Source organism: Niabella soli DSM 19437, from assembly GCF_000243115.2.
GTDB lineage: Bacteria > Bacteroidota > Bacteroidia > Chitinophagales > Chitinophagaceae > Niabella > Niabella soli.
Genome location: NZ_CP007035.1, coordinates 4484994 through 4505434, shown reverse-complemented (window position 1 = coordinate 4505434; position 20441 = coordinate 4484994). Strand labels below are relative to the sequence as shown.

13 protein-coding genes are annotated in these 20441 nt (G+C 46.8%); 5 read left to right on the top strand and 8 right to left on the bottom strand.

Annotated elements, in window-relative coordinates:
* Positions 1 to 3: 3 nt before the first annotated feature.
* The 6 genes from NIASO_RS18775 to NIASO_RS18750 all read right to left on the bottom strand — a co-directional run bounded on the left by NIASO_RS18775 (position 4) and on the right by NIASO_RS18750 (position 11426).
* Complete coding sequence (locus tag NIASO_RS18775) at positions 4 to 1290, bottom strand: ribulose-bisphosphate carboxylase large subunit family protein (RefSeq protein ID WP_008582670.1); 1287 nt, start codon at positions 1288 to 1290, stop codon at positions 4 to 6.
* A gap of 80 nt (positions 1291 to 1370) precedes the next feature.
* Entirely contained in the window at positions 1371 to 3395 is a 2025-nt protein-coding gene (locus tag NIASO_RS18770; protein WP_025299148.1) for an aceric acid hydrolase, read from the bottom strand.
* 219 nt (positions 3396 to 3614) lie between these two features.
* Positions 3615 to 5846: an alpha-L-rhamnosidase-related protein gene (locus tag NIASO_RS18765; RefSeq protein ID WP_245605202.1), complete on the bottom strand. Its 2232-nt coding sequence runs from the start codon at positions 5844 to 5846 to the stop codon at positions 3615 to 3617.
* A gap of 181 nt (positions 5847 to 6027) precedes the next feature.
* Complete coding sequence (locus NIASO_RS18760; RefSeq protein WP_008582673.1) at positions 6028 to 7602, bottom strand: SLC5 family protein; 1575 nt, start codon at positions 7600 to 7602, stop codon at positions 6028 to 6030.
* A 165-nt stretch (positions 7603 to 7767) separates the two neighbouring features.
* Positions 7768 to 8841, bottom strand: a complete 1074-nt coding sequence (locus tag NIASO_RS18755) for a Gfo/Idh/MocA family protein (RefSeq protein WP_008582674.1) — start codon at positions 8839 to 8841, stop codon at positions 7768 to 7770.
* 89 nt (positions 8842 to 8930) lie between these two features.
* On the bottom strand, positions 8931 to 11426 hold the full coding sequence (locus NIASO_RS18750) for an L-rhamnose mutarotase (protein WP_008582675.1): 2496 nt from the start codon (positions 11424 to 11426) through the stop codon (positions 8931 to 8933).
* A gap of 206 nt (positions 11427 to 11632) precedes the next feature.
* Here NIASO_RS18750 and NIASO_RS18745 point away from each other — a divergent pair, with 206 nt between their 5' ends.
* A complete protein-coding gene (locus tag NIASO_RS18745) occupies positions 11633 to 11854 on the top strand; it encodes a hypothetical protein (protein ID WP_008582676.1) in 222 nt (73 codons plus the stop codon).
* A gap of 458 nt (positions 11855 to 12312) precedes the next feature.
* Here the strand turns inward: NIASO_RS18745 and tnpA are convergent, their stop codons facing one another.
* Positions 12313 to 12774 (bottom strand): IS200/IS605 family transposase, encoded by a 462-nt coding sequence (gene tnpA / locus NIASO_RS18740; protein WP_008582677.1) that lies wholly within the window; start codon positions 12772 to 12774, stop codon positions 12313 to 12315.
* An 845-nt stretch (positions 12775 to 13619) separates the two neighbouring features.
* On the opposite strand from tnpA, the gene NIASO_RS18735 reads away from it, so the two are divergent.
* The 4 genes from NIASO_RS18735 (at position 13620) to NIASO_RS18720 (ending at position 18697) form a co-directional block, all read left to right on the top strand.
* A complete protein-coding gene (locus tag NIASO_RS18735; protein WP_008582678.1) occupies positions 13620 to 14561 on the top strand; it encodes a dihydrodipicolinate synthase family protein in 942 nt (313 codons plus the stop codon).
* 106 nt (positions 14562 to 14667) lie between these two features.
* Entirely contained in the window at positions 14668 to 16065 is a 1398-nt protein-coding gene (locus NIASO_RS18730; protein WP_008588606.1) for an alpha/beta hydrolase family protein, read from the top strand.
* A 358-nt stretch (positions 16066 to 16423) separates the two neighbouring features.
* Positions 16424 to 17293 (top strand): sugar phosphate isomerase/epimerase family protein, encoded by an 870-nt coding sequence (locus NIASO_RS18725; RefSeq protein WP_008588604.1) that lies wholly within the window; start codon positions 16424 to 16426, stop codon positions 17291 to 17293.
* 246 nt (positions 17294 to 17539) lie between these two features.
* The gene (locus NIASO_RS18720) at positions 17540 to 18697 is read left to right on the top strand and encodes an alpha-hydroxy acid oxidase (protein ID WP_025299145.1); all 1158 of its coding nucleotides are present in this window, start codon (positions 17540 to 17542) and stop codon (positions 18695 to 18697) included.
* A gap of 172 nt (positions 18698 to 18869) precedes the next feature.
* Here the strand turns inward: NIASO_RS18720 and NIASO_RS18715 are convergent, their stop codons facing one another.
* Positions 18870 to 20429: a sodium:solute symporter gene (locus NIASO_RS18715; RefSeq protein WP_008588598.1), complete on the bottom strand. Its 1560-nt coding sequence runs from the start codon at positions 20427 to 20429 to the stop codon at positions 18870 to 18872.
* Positions 20430 to 20441 lie beyond the last annotated feature (12 nt).

Genomic DNA, 20441 nt, shown 5'->3' with positions numbered 1-20441 from the left:
GCACTATTTTCCTCCGAATTTTTCCGCGCTTTTTCCAAACTCCCTATATTGCGCTGCAGCCTCCTGTAGTGTACTCCCTTCAACAGCCGCACTCCAGGCTTGCTGCAACGCCGTAACGCCTGCGGCAGGTCCCATGGGATGGGCCAGTATGCCGCCGCCCGCCATATAGAGCAGATCCTGCGTTTGTGTACGTTGCCAGGTTTCAAAAGCCTGTCCGCCCCACTGCCCTGAGGATACAACGGGCAGCACATTTTGTTGATCAAATAGTTTGGTTAAACAGGCATTAATAGAAGCCACAACGCTGTCATCCGTTTCCCAGAATTTATTCTGAATTCCGTTTACATGTAGTTGATCAACACCTGCCAGACGCCATATTTTCTGGTAAGCCCTGAAATCGATTCCCAGTAGAGGATGGCGTGTAAGCATGCCCCAGCCGTTGCGGTGCGCATGTATAGCCAGTTGCCGCTGATCACAGATCTTTTTAACCCCGCTTAAGCCCACACTGTTAATGCTGATCATAGCACAGGTGCCCCCGTGTTTTACAATTGTTTCATAGCGCCGGAGCATCTCATCCATTTCCCCGCTAAGGTTAAAGGCATACATGATCTTTTTGCCCGTTTTATCCGCATGCTTATTAATCACCTTCATGATTCCGGCCACCCGGTCTTCAAATTTTGAATTGGCCGATGAGGATAATAATTCATCGTCCTTTATAAAATCGATACCGGCCGCCGCCAAGGTCTTTACCAGGTCGGCCGTTTCTGTTACCGATAAACCGACAGAGGGTTTGATGATCGTTCCGATCAACGGCCGGGAGGCAACACCCGTCAGCTTACGGCATCCTTCCACACCAAATTCCGGCCCTTTGAAATGAGCACCGAATGATGGCGGTAATTCAATATCCATCAGCTTTAACCCCGTAAACTGGGTGATCTCGTATAAATTCCCCTGCAGGGTTGATAGCATTACGGGCAGATTATAACCAAAATTTTCAATGCTCCAGGAAACCTCCACCCTTGCCCGGTTGTAGACACCCGTTTTACTTATGGCTCCCGGAATAGCCGGCTGCTGCACTGTTTCCAAAAGTGTCACTTTTTCCACCCGTGCCGCGAAACGCTGCTTTAATGCTTCCGTTTCTCCCGGCACTGCCACGAAAGTCCCCGATGACTGCTCCCCCGCCAGCACTGCTGCAGCAGCTTCCGGCTCATAAGGCGTCTCTATATAATAAACCGCTTTTATGCGTTCTGCTTCCCGTAGCGATGAAGCATCGTGTCCTGTATCTAAATTCATTATTGTTTGTTTAATACACTACTGCAGCATTAATCGTGAAACGATAAACGTGAGAGCCGCACCTTTAACCTGGCATTATATTATTTTCTTATCAACGGCATCCACACCGTCATATCTCCTTCGCCCCTGTTGGCCCAGGCGTAATAGGGAATCAGCTTCACCGTTACCGGTTTTTCTTTATCATTAACTTCTTTATACAATTGGCTCGCCCAGTCTCCCTGATCCATTAGTGCCGCCTGGCCCGTCAGCCCCACAACATTACCGTTCGCTATTTTCATCTGCACCGGTTTTAATTGTATGCCCGATGGTATGGCTACATTAAAGATATTCTTCCTGCTCATATCGGCAGATTCCATACAATACACGACCGGACCGCGTTTCACCGCTACCTGGTTGCGCGTTGCTTCCACCATCGGGTTCGATTCGATCAGCGTTGCAGGCATGTCAAGCGCCAGGTCTATCTTATCTCCCTTCTCCCATTTCCGGTCAAGCACAAAAAATTTTCCGCCGATGATATTTGCATTGATTATTTTACCATTAATTTTTACACTCGCTTTTTTACACCAGCCGGGGATCCGGAAATGAAGTGGCACAGAGGTAACCGGCGCCTTGTTGATCACAACGGACACCGCACCATCCCACGGATAATTGCTTGTCTGGCGCAGGGAAAAGGCGCTGCCATCTTTTAGCTTTGTATGCAGTTCATTGCCGCCATACATATTAAAATACAACCCATTATCCCCCACGCTATACATATAGTTGCTTACTTCTGCAATGGTACGTACCACATTGGGCGGACAGCAATTGGATTTGCTGATATATGGAACGCGGCCCCCTTCCCAGCGCAGATGGTAGGGGTATGTAGCCGTATGTGCCAGGGGATTGGTATAAAAAAATTTGGTGCCATCCATACTGATCCCGCTCAGCACGCTGTTGTACAAAGCCAGCTCTACAATATCGAAATATTTTTCTTCGCCTGTCAGCAAAAACATCCGGTAGTTCCATAGCACATTCCCGATATTGGCACAGGTTTCATTATGCGCGGAGAAATTAGGCAATTGGTAGCTTCTTCCATAGGCCTGGTGTATTTTCTGGACCGTATCCGGATTATAGGAAGTACCATCCACGGAAACACCGTCGTACAATGCGCCGCAGCCGCCGGTTACATACATTTTGGTCAGGATAACATTGTGCCAAAGAGTGTCCAATGTCTTCAATAAAGTTTTATCCCCCTCCTCCGCATACAGATCGGCAACGCCGGCCATCAGATAATTGGCTCGAACGGCGTGTCCTACCACCTGCTTCATATCCCGGAAAGGAGCACGATCGCTATTATCATCAGTACCTTCCACAGTGCCGCGGATGTCAATCAGCTTTGTTAAAAGATCCAGGTATTTTTTTTCACGGGTGGTGCGGTATAACTCTGCAAGTCCCATATAATGCGATGGGCAGATGGCATTACGGGCCTGTTCCGGCGTGGCTTTTGTATAAAATCCAATCAGGAAATCCGCAGCTTTTTTTGCAATATTCAGCAGGTCCGTTTTGCCTGTTGCCCGGTAATGCACACAGGCAGCGGTCATCAGGTGCCCAAAATTATAAGCCTCAAAACTGAGCTTGTCATCAAACATTTTTGACTGCCCCGTTGTTTTTTGTTCAATAATATTTTTGGTATAGATATAGCCATCAGCACGCTGAGCTTTACCGATTACATTTATGGCCATCTCCATCCAGTTGTTTAATTGCGGGTCTTTAGTAGATGCATACAGCGCAGCGACAGCCTCCAATGTTTTATAAAAATCACCATCATGGAAAGAAGGTCCACGGAAGCGGCCTTTTTCTAACCCTGCTGCGATCTTGAAATTTTCAAAAGAGTAGCAGATCGTATCGCTGGTATAAGTACGCCAAAGTGTGGGCACCATCGACTCCCGGCAAACCGCAAAACGCTCGGCCCAAAAGCCATTGGTAAAATGGACGTCCCCCAGACCCAGGGTAGTTAAAGCCGCATAGGGACTGCGGGTTGTATTTATTAAACCCTGCTGGGCGAAGAGCCCAACCGTGCCCGAAGTACAACAGGCTATTGTAATGATTAATATTAATTTTTTCATGTTCTCTATTAAATTAAGCGTCATTTTGAACGCAGTGGAACGGAGAGAGAAATCTTCAGCCTTATGAGATTTCTCCTCATCCGCCTTCAGCGGACTTGTCGAAATGACGACATTATTTTATGCGCCGTGCTGAGCTTGCCAAACCACGATTTCACAACATCCTCACCCATTCTCATCCCGATAGCAATCCAGGACAGCGTTACATTCACTTTTTCTATTTTAAATCGCTTTATACAAAACCTTGTATTCCTTATTTTTCTCTATTGTTAACTCATACACATTATTTCCTTTACTCACAATAGTACCCTCTTTACATTCAGGCTGGGTTTTGCTGGTAATAACCAGTTTCCCTGTTCCAACCGGAGCGCTGATCCTGATCTCAGATGTACTGCAATACATATTAATATTTCCCGCAGGAGTAGGAACCGCCCCCTCCATCCATTGCAAGCCGCCCAATACCGGCGCCACCGTGTATTGCACATAACCCGGCGCTGTGGGCTTTATCCCGAGGTAATATTTACCCAGGAGATAGATGGGGCTGGCACCCCAGGCATGACAAAGACTTTTCCCATATTTGCGTCCGTACATGGCGTAATGCTCCGCCCCTTTTTTAGAAGGATCATATTCTTCCCAGAACGACGTAGCGCCCAACCGCAGCATGCCACCCCAGTAATCCTTCATTTCTTTCAGTACAATACCCTGATCACCCAACGCACACAAGGCTTCCAGCTCATAAAAGCGCATATAAGGCGTTGTGATCTTCGGCACGTTTTTGTTGAGCAGCACTGAGTTTTTTACAGCAGCTTTTTGTTGTCCATTAAAATAATCAAAGAACACCGCGAACATATTGGCGTAGCGGGTTACATTATCAGTTGGCTTGCCATTGATCCGGCTGTGCACCAGGGCCTGCTTCTGCTCATTCCAGTAATAGTCAAACAATTTTTTCTTTATGTCTGCTGCCAGCGATTGATATTTTGCAGCAGCATCTTTTTCATTCACTAGTCCGGAACACAATGCCATTGTTTCCAGGCTGCGCGCAAATAACAACTGCTCAAAACTAACCTCCCCTTTCTTGCTCAGCCCTGTCGCCCAGTCGATAAAGATCCAATCGCCGGGGAGCCCTTCCAGTAATCCGTCTTTATTCCTGCGGCCCAGCACATAATCCATAAGACTCTTCATACGGTCATAGTTTTGTACTATGAAACTTTTATCGCCTGAATAAAGATAATAATCATAGATACCAAGGAACCAATAGAACGTATAATCCATGATGGTGTTGATATGACTGGTAACGGGATCTTTGCCACGCAATGCATACATGGTGCGGGTTACCGTAGCATTATCATTCATTAAATAATAATTCATCAGGTAACTCTGGTATGCGTCTCCGCTCCAGATCCAGCGGTCGCGTTTTATGCCGTCGATAAAGAATTCGCGGGTGCTCAGGTGCAACGTATATTTTGCCACCTCGTAAATTTTATTAATTTCTTCATCACTGCATTTAAAACCTCCCTTATCCGGCAGATCACTGTATTCATATAACATAGATGCGCCTTTGACTTTTACCGACCCCCCGGGAACAATATTGATATACCGGAATGCTTTGGATAATTGCAGGACGGTATCTTTTGAAGTTTTCTGATCTATATCAATCCGGTCCAGGGTTTCGGCATGCTCCGGGTCCAGCGCTTCTTCTTTACTTTCGCCGAAATACACAGTCAGTCTGCCTTTGCCCTGAACGCCTTTTAACTTTACAAAACCAAAAGTTTCTTTTCCAAAGTCTACCAGCAGATTATTCCCGTTTTTTTGAGAGGTTACTGCCTGGACCGGTTGTGTGGGTAATTTAAACAGCGAAGGTCTTTGCGCCGGCGTATTAAAATTCCATTGCCCGGCCTGCAGCCATTTGGTGGTAGAAACATCAGAGGTCTTTCCCGATTCATCGATCCATTCCTTATCTTCAAAAGTTACCAACCAAGTGCTGTCACTTTTAATTGTTTTTCCCTCAACATAAATTGCCGGCGGCGTGGCCTGATTAAACACTTTCACATTGAGCTTGTGTTTCCCTGCCGGAACCGTGATCATAGCCGGAGTGCCCTCAAAGGGTTTCCCATCTAGTTTTATATTGTATTTCCCTTCCGCATAAATACGCACCGTTTCGGGTTGATTGAGCTCCACTATTTTATGAAAATCCATCAGCGGATAATGACTATCCACCTTCCAGAATACCGGAAAGAAAGTACCCCGTTCGGTGCGCCGGTTCTGCATTTGATTGGCCAGCCATATCTCGTAATCGCCGGGATACCAGATCCAGGTTTGAGCAGCGCTGGTTAACCGCAAAGACGCGAAGACGCAAAGGAGAATGAAAGTTTTGATGGCACGTGGTGACACGGGCCATGGCGAAAGGCGCATGCGGACACGGGCCATGGCAGATTTGGTGGTGTGTGAAGACATCAGCCGGGAAACGACGTTTCCATTGAGGGCGAGATTCCTCACTGCGTTCGGAATGACGACGTGCCTTTTATTACCTGAAAGCAAAGAAAGCTGCCCCTTGCACTGGTGCACAAGTGAGTGACACAACGCAGATGATACCTGTACTACAGCCCGCCAACAAAAAAAACTATTTTTCATACTATTAACCAAATATTAAATACAATACAATCATTACGATACATAAAGCCGTCCAGGCAATTTTTACGCGGCGCGTGGGTTTTGCCAGTTCCTGTACAGCGATTGCCGTGCGCACCGGTTGCCGGTCCGTAACGGAGAGCAATACCGCCAGTACCACCAGCAACAGGAAAATGAAAAATGACAACAGCAAATAATGCGGCCAGAAATGATATTCTTTTACCGGCAGCACCCACAAATAAATAACGCCGATCCCCAGGCTAATGGCCGATCCCCAGGAAAGCGTAAAGTTGACCGCCCGGCGCGTCGTCTTTTTCCAGAACACCGCCAACAGGAACACCGCTGACAACGGCGGTGCTATAAAGCCCAGCACGGCCTGGAACACATCAAACAAATTAAGACCTTTAATGCTGTCAATAGCAATAGCCATCAATATGGCAAACCCGCAGCCCGCCAGCACCGTAAGCCGGCCTACTTTAATAATCTGCCGATTGGTTGCCGTGGGGTTCATCTTTTTTACATAGATATCCGTCGTAAACACCGTACTCAATGCATTTAATGAAGAGCCGATAGTGCCCACCAGCACCGCGATCAGCACTACGATCACCAGTCCATTCAATCCCGCCGGGAATAAATTGGTGACCATCGTCATGTAGGCTTCATCCGCGCTCGGTAAGTTTGGATAAAGCACGGCGCAAACAATTCCCGGAATAATAAACAGCGGAATTGAAAATATTTTTAGCCAGCCGATAAAATTAACACCTAGCTGCCCCTGCTCCAGGTTACGCGCGCCCAGTACCGATTGCACCATTGCCTGGTCCGTGCAAAAGAAGGCAACCGCCGAAACGGGGTAACCCAACAAGATAGCCGGCCACGGGTAACCCGCATCTGACGCAGGTTTCACGAGGCTCCAATAAGAACCCGGTGTTTTTGCAAACAAGGCGGAAAGTCCGCCCACTTTTTGAACACCCAATACACAAAGGATACAGGATACAATAATGAGCAGGATCATCTGGAACACATTCACGCGGGCGATGGCTTTTAATCCACCGGCCACGGCAAACAACGCGGCAAACAATACTAGCACGATCACCGACTGCCACATGGGAATACCTAATATTTGTCGGACCAGGAAGCCCCCGGCAAACAAACCGAGCGACAACCAGGAGATGAGCATCTTCACCATGGCATACCAGGCCAGGATACTACGCGTGTCTTCCCCATAACGCTGCCCCATAAACTCCGGCATAGTGGTTACATTGCTTGCCAGATACCTTGGCGCAAAAACCATCGCCAGCAGCATGAGGAACACAAACGCATACCATTCAAAATTACCCGCTACAATGCCCGTGGCATAACCGATACTGGCAAAAGCCAGCAGCATCGAGGGTCCCACATTGGTGCCCCACATATTGAACCCGATATTATACCAGTTCAGCGATTTGCCTGCCAGGAACAGGGTTTCGTCCTGCTTCTTTTTTTTGCCAAAGCTGGCCCTGTAGCCGATCACCAACAACACGACCAGATACACCACTACTATAGCATAATCGATCGGTTGTAATTTTGAAATAAGATGATTCATTAATTTTTTGTTCTTTATTTTTTATCCGGGCCCTGGTGCGGATGGCATCCGGGTTGCGTCGCACTCTTGTGCTGTTGTGCTACTATCAGCTACAAATGTTATGCTCCTACGGAGCGATAAATGTTGAGCTCCTATTCATCATTCACTATTTCCCATTCACTATTTCTACAACTTCCCCAGCCCGTACTGCTTCAGCAATGCCTTTATCTGAACCGGCTGCCGTGTTTGTAAACTTTCATCCATCGCCTGCAACAGTGCCACTGTGCCGATCCCCTCACGCATATCCGGATAGGCCGTCGTATTGTTGGCGATGCTGTCTGCAAAATATTCCAGGTAATTCTGATACTCACCTGCATGGTGGCTTTGTCCTTCGAAACGGAAATAATGGTTCAACTGCTCATCACCCCAGGTAATCAATTGCTGATCGCCTTTCTTATTGGTGATGGCATACCGCAGCTCATGATAGTCTGCCTGGCTGGCGCCTTCCGTTCCCCGCAGGATGCAGCTCATCTCACTCTCGCGAGCCGTGGGTTGCACCGGACCGGTGTAGGCACCACTCACCCGGGCCACCCGTCCGTCTTTATTGCGGAAAATAAAGTGCATGGTGTCCTCGTTTTTCAATCCGGCTTTTTTACCATTGGCACTGATCATCCCATACCCCATTACTTCTTCAATATCCGGCAGGTACCAGCGGATAAAATCAACCGGGTGACTCAATCCGCCATATAACCATTTAAACGATTTTTCCAATGCCCATTTCTTTTTTAAAAACCAACGATGGTCAGCATTATAATGACTTTCAATGGTGATCAGCTCGCCGATCAGGCCTTTTTCAAAATCAGACCGCTGCCGTTTGTAAGGCTCAAAAAAACGGGAGCTTTGACCTACAAAGACTTTCTTGCCGGTTTTCTTTTGTAGCTGCAGCAACGCTTTCGCATCCGCAAGATTATCGATAAAGGGTTTGGTGCACACTACATGTTTGTCATGTTCCAATGCCAATTGCACGTGCTGTGCATGCAAATGATCGGGTGTGTAAATGGCTACGATATCAATATCCGGATCATTCAACAACTCTTCATAACGCGTGGTATACCGGTCAAACCGGAATTCCCTGCAGCGCTGTTTGCATAATTCTTCATTGGCATCGCAAATCATTTTCAACCGTAATTTTTTGCTTTGCAATGCGGCCGACATGGTGCTGCGGCCCTCCCCTAATCCTACAATCCCGATATTCAACATGTGTTTGTTTTTATTAAAAATATTTTATGCCCGAATCTACAAATGTTGCGCGCCTGCGGCGCTTCTATTCACCATTTTCTATTCACCATTCACCTAAACAGCACCCAGGTTTCTCCCTTTTTTGTTCCCTTAATCCCTTCCTGGTAGCCGCTCATGATTTTGTTCCATTCATTCATTCGCGGATTATTTTCCGTTGTTTTGGGGTTCAGCTCGTCCAGCATTTTCCCTTTGGGAATACTGATCACCAGCATTAATTGTCTCCCGTTTTTTAACACGCGTAATTGCTGAAAATCGGCGTTGCAAAACCCTCTGGAAAGCTCCGGCCATTTTTCAAATTGTGTGGCATGGTAATCAAGATACTCCTGTTGCTTTTTGGGATCGGCAACCAGATTGGCCGTCATAATAATGTCCGTCCAATCCTTTGCTATGCCTGCATCCGGGCAACGTTCCAGCCGGTCAAATTCATACACCAGGTCCTGGTACACTTTAACGGTTACATCCGGAAATAACTTTTGTAGCTGTCCCCGCAATCCATTTGCATCTGCTACAAACCCATATACTACAACATGATTATTCCATTTACTGATCGTCTCCTGCTGCACTTTTTTCCCCTTCAGGAATGCTTCCAGTTTTTTTACATCAATGGTCTTTTTACTATTGCTCACCAGTTCGATCAGCTCTTTCCGTTGTTTATTGATATCCTGGTGAACGCTGCCGCTTGTTTTTTCTTTTAGCAATGCCCGGTAATTACTTTCGAGCCCTGCGTTCGTTTTCACCGTTGCAGCAACCTGCGGACCATTATTATCCCAATGATTATCCGGACCATTATTATTCTGCAAATATTTTTGAGCGGGTGTCCAGTTGTTGCGCACATTAATACCCGAAGAGCCTTCATCGGTATACAAATAAAACCAATGGTTGGGCAGGTGCGCATAGGGCGCTTTATAAATGCTATCAATATAGTTTTCCTCTATTATCGTTCCCGGCTGTGCACTCAGGGTATAAATGCCCGCGCAATCATAATTGGTCCGGCCGTAATGATGTACTTTGTTAAACCGGATGCGGTTCTGCTCCATTATATTTTTAGCAGGCGTCCAGCCCCAGCCCATACTTATCCCAGAGTAGGGGACATTTTCAATCTCATTATGTTCAATCATTATATTCCTCGAAAATCCCATGCCGATGCCTACGCAGCCCCAGTCTTCATTACCAGCATCCGTGATGAGGTTATTGATAATTGTGATGTTTTCACAAACCACTCGCTGGTCGGCAGGATTATAAGGTTTATGTATCTCTTCACCGTCATCTCCAAAATAGCCGCCCTGGATGGCTGTGCCGCCAATATCTTTAAAGAGATTGCCGGTAATGGCGGAAGATTGCACTCCTTTTTTAAAATCCAGACCGGTTGCTGCCAGGTGCTCAAAACGGTTATCATCAAAACGGATATTTTTTGCAAACGAAACCGCAACAGCCGCTTCCGGACGCCCTACCCAGGCCTGGTTGTCCAGCGATGGTTTTTCGGGTGTACCGGCTGGTTTTAATTTATAGGCATCGGTCATATACAAGCCGGCCTGGTGCGGCACGTGTCCCTGCAGCGAAGGCCGGTTCCAGGCGCTGTGCTCAAAACGGATGCCCTTAACCACTACATTTTCCACCGGGTGCCCCGGTGTTCCCTCAACCACAAAAATATTTTCCAAAAAGGGAACTACCGCTTCCGCAGTGGTCATATCTTCTTGCGCCCGCGGGTAATAATAAAGCTTTCTTGTAGCAGTGTTGTAATACCATTCCCCAGGTTCATCTAAAAAAGAAAGGGAGTTGCTCAGATAATAAGCGGAATTACCTGTTTCTTTTGAAAGCCAGGGCGCGGGCCAGGGGTGTTCATTCTGAATACGACTTTCGGGTTCGTAAAGATAAACACGGCAACTGTCGCCTGCTTTCTCCAGTTTGCGGATGCGCAGGCTGGCTACTTCCCACCACTGGTGAATAAAAAACTCCAGTCCGTCGGTTACCTCCAAATGTTCAAACGGATGCAGTGGAATAATCGCCGTTGCCGTTTTCTTATCCCAGTTCAGAATGCGCTGCATACTATTGCCCGGCGCACTTTTAGCCTTTATTGCTTTTTTGCCATTTACCCACAACTGGCGAAATGGGATAGCTCCCGCAGTAGCGGGCACATCAGCCACCCAGACCTTACCCTGTGCAGCCTGCGGCAGGTCTTTAACCGGCCCTGTACTTCTCTTCCAGTTTTCTATTAAAATACCTCCGCTCAAAACAGGTGTTTGTCCGGGGGCGGCGGCTATTATCAGCGGATCAGAGGGGGTACCGCTATCTTCCGGCCTCAGATATACCGGTTCATCTAAATAGTAAGTACCACCACGGAGCAGGATCTTACCAACGGTTTTTTCTTTTTTCAACCGCCGTTCTTCCCGCACCTGCCGTATGGCTGCATTCAATGTAGCCTTAGGTGCCGTTACAGAGCCATCGCCGGTATCATTCCCTATAGGCGCAACATAAACCTGTCCTTTGCTATACAGCGAAGCAACAAGAAGAAAAATTGTAATTAAAGCGGCGTCCAACCGTTTCACTATGGCACTCTTTTATTATTTTAAACAAAGAATAAATGTACTTTAAAGCAGGCTTATGCAGATGCCTGTAATCACTATTATACTGGAAAATTTTACTAAAGGGAAGAATATTACCTTTCACCGGCATTATTAATTATTTTGCCGATGAGCATTGGCTTCAAGTACCCGTTGTTACTAGTTTTGCATTATCATAAAACATATACAACATGATGAAATTATTCGGTGTTCTGTTTGCCCTCATAGCCAGCGTGCTGGCGGTTATTGCCTTTATACCCCTGCTGGGCTGGCTATACTGGCTGGTGATCCCCTTTGGCATTTTAGCGTTGATCTTTTCTGCTATCGGTAATTCTTCCGCCGGTAAAACACTCAGCATTATTGTGATCGTCGTGGGCATTTTCCGGTTGATGATTGGGGGCGGTATTTTGTAAATGGGTCGAGCCTATGGCTCTTTCGTTTTCTATCGTTTATCCCATGCAGCGAATTTTAATTCGCTGTTAATAATGAGTCGAGGCGATGCCTCTCGCATTTCTGTGCATTGTTAAATCGACGGCTATTGACCCGCTTTACCGATAGGAGGCCAACATCGTGGGCAGCATGCATATAGTAAACATTACATGACTTCAATGGTAACAAGGAAGGCCATCGGCCTGTTCATCTCCAAATTCCGGAATTTATTCCGGAGATAGAGCCAGCTACTGAAGACTGAGTGCCGTAGGCACGATACCTATATGCCAAAACTAAAAACATCAGGCTGATCAATACTATTTATCCTGTTCGTATCTCAATGATAAAATAAGGCCATCGGCCTGCCTATCTTTCAACTCCGGAATTCATTCCGGATACGGAACCCGCTGCAACAGACTGAGTGCCGTAGGCACGATACATATCATAACAACTCATGAAAAAGATACTGCTCATCGTAAGAAATCTCGAATTCTTTGAGCAATTCCAGGTATTCACCTAGGAATGTTTTCGCCTGATGACGCTCCTGCTGCCGTTGCACATACCTGTAAATCATATCCACATCCCGCTGGTTATAGGAAAATACTCCATAGCCCCGTTGCCATTCAAATCGTTCCCGCGTAAGATGACGATCATTGATATACTTGGAGGATTTTGCCTTTACCGTTTTCATAAGTTCCGATATCGAAACCACAGGGCTAAGCTTAAAAAAACAGTGCATATGATCCTCCACACCATTTACAATCAAGGTATTGCAATTGGCTTCATTAATCAGGTTACCGATAACGGCCTGCAACCGTTCCCTCCAGGACGCATGCAGAAGAGCTGCACGATACTTTACCGCAAAAACAGCCTGAATATAGACTTTGTGATAGGTGTTTGCCATATGGCTTTTCTTTTCATAAAAATAGTATTTTCTACATGTTCCGAGCCTACGGCTCTCAGGTCTCCACTACTTTGTAATACAGTGAACTGAAGTTCGCTGTTGTTAACTACCCGAGGCTACGCCTCTTGCCTTATCCTCATGAAGAGCGAAGGCCATCGGCCTGCTTATCTCCCAACTCCGGAACCTATTCCGGAAGAAGAGGCCAAACTACCGTACATCGAATGCCATCGGCATCCTGCATCTGCACAAACGCTTCCAATATAAGACTATCATAGTGCCTGACGCAATGCCTCTTATCGCTCTCCTCAAAAACAAAAGGCCATCGGCCTGGCGCATCTCGCCAACCCCGAATTCATTCGGGGATAGAGGCCACCCCACGCACACCGAGTGCCATCGGCACGGCACATCTGCACGAACGCTTCCAATATAAAACTATCATAGTGCCCAACGCAATGCCACTTATCGCTCTCCACAAAACAAAAGGTCATCGGCCTAATGCATCTCGCAAACCCCGAATTCATTCGGGGATAGAGGCCGCCCCACGCACATCGAGTGCCATCGGCATGGCACATCTGCACGAACGCTTCCAATATAAAACTATCATAGTGCCCAACGCAATGCCACTTATCGCTCTCCACAAAACAAAAGGCCATCGGCCTGGCGCATCTTGCCAACCCCGAATTCATTCGGGGATGAAGACCGCCCCCCTGCACATCGAGTGCCATCGGCACGGCACATCTGCGCCCGCTCCCAAAAAATAACAAAATCCTACATCTTTTTAGTACGATCGTGCAGTCGATACATAAAAAAATGTACAAACTTTATCGGCCTCAAACAAATGATGTATGGAAGCGATTGCAGGAAAGTTTGTACCCGTAATGATCACGCCCTTTAATCTGAAAGCGGGAATCGATTATGACGCCGTAACCGAGCTGGTGGCGTTTTACCTGGAGGCAGGTGTGGAGGGCTTTTTCGCCAACTGTCTCAGCAGTGAAATGTTTAGTATCACGGAAGAAGAGCGGCTGGCATTAACCCATCATGTGGTAAAATGTGTGAATGGGCGCGTGCCGGTGGTGGCCACGGGTTCCTTCGGACTTACAGTAGAAGACAAAGCACAGTTTACAAAGAAGATCTACGATACCGGTGTTGACGCCGTTATTATGATCAGCGGGCACTTTGCGAAGGTGGACGAGGAAGATGAAGTATTACTGCGCAATTTTGAAAAAATGTTTGCCCTTACAAACGATATTCCGCTGGGCATCTATGAATGCCCGGCACCTTACAAACGTATATTGGGCGCGGATATTTTTAAACAACTCTTAGAATCCGGCCGGCTGATCTATCATAAAGATACATCCATCACGCACGAGAATGTGCAGGCCAAACTGGAAGTCTTAAAAGCTTCCAACAGTCCCCTTGAGTTTTATGATGCGCACACGCCCAACGCCTTGTTCAGCATGCAACAGGGCGCAAAGGGAATGTCGTCTATATCCGGAAATTTTTATCCGGAGGTGCTGGTGTGGATGGTAAAAAATGCCAACAATCCCGGGCAACAGGAAACGGCAAAATGGCTGCAGGCAGAACTTGCAAGCGTGGACCCGATGATCCACCAGGCCTACCCCATGAGCGCCAAATATTTTCTGGAAAAGCGCGGACTACCGGTGCGTACCATCAGCCGGGCCTATGCACTGCACCTGACGCCGGATCAGAAAAAGGAAGTAGATGCACTCTACGACCGGTTCCTGGGCTGGTGCAACCGGTTGGGAATTCAGCCGGTGGGATTGTAATTTGCTGTGGCGTGTGTCTCCACGAGCCGCCGCCATGGTGAGTGTCTTCTCTCACCATCTATTAAATTGATTTTTTAATTATTTCGCCAGCTTCAGAATTACTATTATGCTTTACTTGCGTCGCACTCTTCTACTTTGGGGAATTTTGTTCAGCTTTTTTGCAAAGGCACAGGAGAATACAGATAACAAATATGCGGAGCCGTTAGCCCAGGTATTAAAGAATATCGAAACGCGCTATGGCGTTGCCATCCGCTATCCGGACTCATTGGTAAAAGGAAAAGTGCTCAACTATGCCCGCTGGCGTTTTCGCCCGGATGTAGAAGAAACACTAAACAACGTGTTAGCACCTTTTGATCTGAAAGTAAAAAAGGATGGCGACAAAAAATATAAGATCGGCGATTATGAGTACTATCGCTGGGCTGTAGCTGACGGCTGGGCCGAGCTGGACCGCATTGCGGCCCAGTATAAAAATTTGTCGGAATGGGAGGCCCGGAAAAAAGAATTAAAACAATGCATTCTTGAAAAATTGCAACTGGCTAAATTACCGGCATGGCCCATCAGCGAACCCGTTACTACTCCCATCCGGAAATACAATGGTTACACAATAGAGAATATTGCCCTGGAAATTTTACCCGGTGTATGGATCAACGGATCCCTATACAAGCCTGCAACCCACAAAGGGAAGATCCCTGTGATCCTGAACCCAGATGGGCACTGGCAACAACAACGCTATCGCCCCGATTGCCAGCTCCGCTGCGCTGCGCTAGCAAAAATGGGCGCCATGGCCTTTAGTTATGATCTCTTTGCCTGGGGTGAATCCTTATTACAGTTTAAACCGGAAGACCATCGCCGCAGTCTGGCCATGACCATACAGGCACTGGGCGCCATCCGCATCCTGGATTATCTGCTGGCTTTAAAAGATGCAGATACCACAAGAGTAGGCATCACAGGGGGCTCCGGCGGCGGCAGTCATACCGAATTAATGACCGCCATTGATGACCGCATAAAAGTGTCGGCACCTGTAGTTTCTGTTTCTTCTTATTTCTATGGCGGCTGCCCCTGTGAGAGTGGCATGGATATTCATAGTTGCGGTGGGGGCACTGATAATGTAGAGATCGCTGCAATGGCCGCCCCACGTCCGCAATTGCTGGTGAGCGATGGCGGCGACTGGACAGATAAAATGCCCGAACATGATTTTCCTTATCTGCAAAAAATGTATAGCTGGTATGGAAAGAAAGCAGATCTGCAGAATGTGCATCTACCCACCGAAAAACATGATTTCGGCATCAACAAAAGAACCGCCGTATATCACTTTATGGCACGGTACCTGGGATTGAATATAAAAGCCATTGAAGACAAAAAGGGCGTTATAGATGAATCGGACATTACCATTGAAGACGAGAAAAAATTATATGTGTTCGGGGATCATGGAGAAAAGTTACCTGCCCGCGCAGTAAAGGGTTTCGACAATTTGGAAAAAGTTTTTGAAGCAGCGGTGAAATAGTTCATGGTTTATGGTTTATAGTTCATCGTCATTTCGCCCGCAATGCTTTTTCGACTGTAGATGAAATTTCGCTGGTTATCATAGAAGAGCTTTAAACTCTATGTAAATCTGCGGACTGTGAGAAAAAAACGAATACAAAAGCAATATTTATATATGGCTCACGGATTACACGGATTATCACAGAAGACTTTTAAAATCTGAGGAATCTGTGAGAGAAAAGACTGAACGAGTACAAAAGCAGTATTTATATAGCTCACTTACGACGCGGATTATCACAAAAGGCTTAAAATCTGTGCAAATCTGCGGAATCCCCGCCTGACTGAACGGGCAGGTGTGAGAAAAACATAATTCACATAATATGAAAAAAGCATTCCTATACCTCCTTATTATTGCTTTGCCTATAACGGGTATCGCCCAGAAAACACAGCAATATAAAATTGCGCTGATCGACCTGATGTTGTTAAAACGTCAGAAGTTGGGCGCCCTGCCGCTCGCAAAAGAGTTGCATGCCGATGGCATTGAAATTGACATGGGCGGATTGGGCAACCGGGAAACCTTTGATAATAAGCTGGCGATAGATTCCGTACGGGAGAAATACCTGCAAACCGCCAGGGCATTGAACCTGGAAATCCCCTCGCTGGCCATGACGGGCTATTATGCACAATCCTTTTGTGGAAGGGAGCATTATAAAGAGTCGATAGCGGCATGTATTACAACGATGAAACAGATGAATGTTAAAACAGCGTTCCTTCCTTTAGGGATACAATGCGATCTGAAAAAAAACCCGGAAAAGCGACCGGCGGTTGTTGCCCGTTTAAAAGAAGCCGGCAAAATGGCGCAGGAAACCGGTGTGACCATTGCTATTGAAACAGCACTTGACGCAAAAGGAGAAGTAGCGCTCCTCAAAGAAATTGGTTCTCCGGCAATAAAGATCTATTTTAATTTTTCAAATCCACTGAAAGAGGGCCGGGATCTTTACAAAGAACTAAAAATATTGGGAGCAAAGAATATTGCCATGATCCATTGCACTAATAAAGACAGTGTATGGCTCCAGAACGATCCGCAGATCGATTTATACAAAGTGAAAAAAACGCTGGATCAAATGAAATGGAGCGGATGGCTGGTGGTAGAACGGTCGCGCGACGCACTGCACCCGAGAGATGTAAAATATAATTACGGCACCAATGTGGCTTATTTGAAGAAGGTGTTCCAGGAAGTTACAAAATGAGATAGGTAGTTGAGCAACCGTGTGGCTAGTTGGTGGGACTCAAGCGACTGGTGCGACCTACTCCAATGTTAACTAGTCCCACAAGTCACTCTGTCACCCAAAACGGATAAGGAATCTTCTAATAAATCCTTTTTACCATTTATACAACAATTTATTCAAGGAACACCCTTGCCGGATGGTACAGGACAGGAAATCGGAAATTATTTGTTAATCTTGCTGATTCTTTTTCTTCGCCAATATAAAATTATGAGCACAAATTTACTCCGATATAACCCGCAATATCCATCAGTAGCCGATTTAAAAAGAAAGGCAAAAAAAAGAATGCCCAAATTTGCATTTGATTACCTGGAAGGCGGCTGTAATGATGAACTAAATGTTTGGAGGAATGAAGAAGATTTTAAGCACGTCTTCCTGATGCCGCAATATCTTAAAAAACATAAGGGTGTTGACATGCGTACCGAATTATTCGGTCATGTTTACGACGCCCCATTCGGTATTGCACCGGTAGGCCTGCAGGGGCTGATGTGGCCCAATGCCCCGGAAATACTGGCCAAAGCAGCTTTAAAACATAACATTCCCTATATTCTGAGTACCGTTTCCACCAGCAGTATCGAACGTATTGCCGAACTTTCTGAAAGCAAGTTCTGGTTCCAGCTATACCATCCAACAGAGAACGAACTCCGCGATGATATTTTGCGCCGGCTGGAAGCTGTAAATTGTCCGGTACTGGTAGTTTTAATTGACGTTCCTTCTTTTGGTTTGCGCTATCGGGAAATCAAAGCCGGACTTTCCATGCCGCCCAAAAATACCATCAATAATTTCGTTCAGGCGGCAATGCACCCTGTATGGGGATTGGAAACGCTCCGCGTGGGCATTCCTTCCTTTGCCACCTTAAAGCCCTATATGAAAAAGGGGATGGACATGAAACAACTGGGCAAGTTTATGAACGCTACGTTTACCGGTCGGGTAGATGTGGATAAAGTGGCCGCAATCCGGGATAAATGGAAAGGCAAGCTGGTGGTAAAGGGTGTAGTGAACGAACACGATGCGGAGCTATGCGCTGGCATTGGAGTGGACGGCATCATCATTTCCAACCACGGCGGTCGACAGATCGATGCCGGTGAATCTACCATCAAGCCCTTAAAAGGGTTGGCAGATAAATTTAAATCGAAATACAAGGTAATGATCGACAGCGGGCTCCGCTCAGGCCCGGATATTGGCCGGTCGCTGGCCCGCGGCGCCGACTTCACTTTTATGGGCCGGCCTTTTATGTATGGCGTGGGCGCACTGGGAACATCCGGTGGTGATCATACCATTGCTATGTTTAAAGCGCAACTAAAACAGGTGATGGAGCAGCTTTGCTGCGAAACCATTCATGATTTTCCTGGAACGTTGATACCATAAGACCAGCCCGATGTGAGCACTTATCGTCGTTATTATCGTCATTCCGACTGTAACGCAGTGAAAGGAGGAATCTCATTCTTAAACAACGAGATTTCTCCTCATCCGTTTTCGGCGGACTTGTCGAAATGACGTTCCTGGAAAGTTTGAGGTCACAGTTGTGACCTCAAACCCGTTATGATACTGCCTTTGTCTTCCGCAACGACAACAACCACCCCACCCCAAAAATCGTCAGCGTGCCTACCACGATCACCATATTAATATGCAGGCCGATCTTTAAATATGCATAAGCCGGCGGTATTTTCGACGAAAACGTAAACCAAAGGATCACCAGCACGCCCGCTATTACGGCAATAGCTGCCTGCCCGCCGGTTGTTCTTTTACTGATCAGTCCCAGCAGGAACAAACCCAGCATCCCCCCGGAGAAAATACCGGACAACTCCCACCACACATCCAGCACACTCTTAATACCCAGCATGGCTAGCCCCGTACCCAGCCCGATCAATCCAAAAATAACGGTGCCCCAGTACAGGATCTTTAATTCTTTTTTCCCTTCTGCAGCCGGATCAAAATAGCGTTTGTAAATATCTTTTGTAAACACCGTGGCACAGGCATTCATCCCGGAGCTGATCGTGCTCATCCCCGCAGATAATATAGCAGCAATGATCAACCCCAGGAATACCTGCGGGATCTTGTACACCATAAAATGCGGCATCACCTTATCACCATAATCCGCGGGTTGCAGAGAAGCAGCCAGGGTATTTATCGCTGATGGGGAGGCCCCCGAACCCAGGCGCTCCGTTGCCACCATGCGCGTGATCTCAGTCGTCAGTTCCGGGTGCTGCTGGTAATAGGCAAAAAGCGCCGTACCAATAATAAAAAACAATAAGGATGCCGGCACATACATCGCCACGCATAACCAGACAGACTTTTTTGCTTCCCTGCTGTTGCTGGCCGTATGATAACGCTGCACGTAGTTCTGGTCCATTCCAAAATTGTTCAGGTTGATAAAAAAACCATATAATAAGATCACCCAGAAACCGGATTTGGTAAGGTCAAAGGAAGCGTCGCCCAAACTAAATTTATGATGAGCTTTTCCAATGGCAACTACCTTTTCGATGCCGCCGGGAATCTCCCGCAAAATGAGATAAAGGATCAGCAAGGCTCCCAGGGTTTTCAAAATACCCTGTACTACTTCCGTCCAGATCACTGCTTCCATTCCACCCATCACTGTATAAATAATAATACAGATGCCCATCACCACCATAATGGAGGCCATTGAAAAGCCCAGCAATGCCTGCAGGCTCAATGCCATGCCGAAGAATACGGAACCCATTCTTGCAAATTGCGTCAGCACAAAACAGACCACTGCATAGGTACGGGCCCAGGGGCCGAAGCGTTTTTCAAAATGCGTATAGGCAGATACTTCTCCCGTGCTCCGGTAAAACGGCACAAAATATTTAGCTGCGAATATTGCGGCAAAAGGCATGGAGATGCTGAATACAAAAGCATTCCAGTTCGATCCGAAAGCCTTACCCGGCACACCCAAAAACGTATTACTGCTTAAAAACGTAGCATAAATGGAAAGCCCGATGGCCCAGCCGGGAATGCGACCGGATGCTTTGGTAAACTGGTCGGCGCTTTTATTCTTTTTGGAAAAATAAAAACCGATCCATACCATAGCGGCCAGGTACAGCAAAATAATGATCAGATCCAGTAAGGGTATATGCTTCATACGGCTATTTTT

Excerpts from the sequence above, each read along its gene's own strand:
- NIASO_RS18775 (WP_008582670.1), bottom strand. The coding sequence starts at position 1,290 with ATGAATTTAGATACAGGACACGATGCTTCATCGCTACGGGAAGCAGAA.
- NIASO_RS18770 (WP_025299148.1), bottom strand. The coding sequence starts at position 3,395 with ATGAAAAAATTAATATTAATCATTACAATAGCCTGTTGTACTTCGGGC.
- NIASO_RS18765 (WP_245605202.1), bottom strand. The coding sequence starts at position 5,846 with ATGTCTTCACACACCACCAAATCTGCCATGGCCCGTGTCCGCATGCGC.
- NIASO_RS18760 (WP_008582673.1), bottom strand. The coding sequence starts at position 7,602 with ATGAATCATCTTATTTCAAAATTACAACCGATCGATTATGCTATAGTA.
- NIASO_RS18755 (WP_008582674.1), bottom strand. The coding sequence starts at position 8,841 with ATGTTGAATATCGGGATTGTAGGATTAGGGGAGGGCCGCAGCACCATG.
- NIASO_RS18745 (WP_008582676.1), top strand. The coding sequence starts at position 11,633 with ATGATGAAATTATTCGGTGTTCTGTTTGCCCTCATAGCCAGCGTGCTG.
- tnpA (WP_008582677.1), bottom strand. The coding sequence starts at position 12,774 with ATGGCAAACACCTATCACAAAGTCTATATTCAGGCTGTTTTTGCGGTA.
- NIASO_RS18735 (WP_008582678.1), top strand. The coding sequence starts at position 13,620 with ATGGAAGCGATTGCAGGAAAGTTTGTACCCGTAATGATCACGCCCTTT.
- NIASO_RS18730 (WP_008588606.1), top strand. The coding sequence starts at position 14,668 with ATGCTTTACTTGCGTCGCACTCTTCTACTTTGGGGAATTTTGTTCAGC.
- NIASO_RS18725 (WP_008588604.1), top strand. The coding sequence starts at position 16,424 with ATGAAAAAAGCATTCCTATACCTCCTTATTATTGCTTTGCCTATAACG.
- NIASO_RS18720 (WP_025299145.1), top strand. The coding sequence starts at position 17,540 with ATGAGCACAAATTTACTCCGATATAACCCGCAATATCCATCAGTAGCC.
- NIASO_RS18715 (WP_008588598.1), bottom strand. The coding sequence starts at position 20,429 with ATGAAGCATATACCCTTACTGGATCTGATCATTATTTTGCTGTACCTG.